Source organism: Streptomyces sp. DH12 (assembly GCF_020873895.1).
Lineage (GTDB): Bacteria > Actinomycetota > Actinomycetes > Streptomycetales > Streptomycetaceae > Streptomyces.
On sequence record NZ_JAHWGT010000799.1, the window covers coordinates 1 to 485 of the forward strand.

Genomic DNA, 485 nt, shown 5'->3' on the forward strand with positions numbered 1-485 from the left:
GCCCCGCACCCTGCGGACCGGCCGCCCCGCCCCGCGTACGCCGTGCACCGGCCGCCCCGCCCCGCCGCACCCCGCGGTGGCCGACTACGCCGGCCGCACGCTCCCGTAGACCGGCATGGAGTAGATCGACTCCTCGCGCACGTTCGCGCCCGGCTTCGGGGCGTGGATCATCATCCCCTCGCCCTTGTAGATCCCGACGTGGCTGATGTCGTCGTAGAAGAAGACCAGGTCGCCCGGGAGGAGGTCGGCCGTGGCGACCCGCGTGCCGAACTCGACCTGGTCCCAGGTCGTCCGGGGCAGGGTCACCCCCGCCTCCCGCCAGGCCGCCTGGGTCAGCCCCGAGCAGTCGTACGAGGAGGGGCCCGCAGCCCCCCACACGTACGGCTTCCCGATCTGGGCGCGGGCGAAGGCCAGCACCTTTTCCGCCTTGGCGGCGTAACCGCTGCCCGTGCCGGAGCCGGAACCGGAGCCGGAGCCCGTGCCCG

Annotated in this window: 1 protein-coding gene; it reads right to left on the reverse strand. The window is 74.6% G+C overall.

The genetic code is table 11. The annotated features are described in order from the left end of the window. Positions 1-84: 84 nt before the first annotated feature. Positions 85-485, reverse strand: a 401-nt coding sequence (locus LPA54_RS37125; RefSeq protein ID WP_228984871.1) for a C40 family peptidase, incomplete at its 5' end; no start/stop codon positions are given.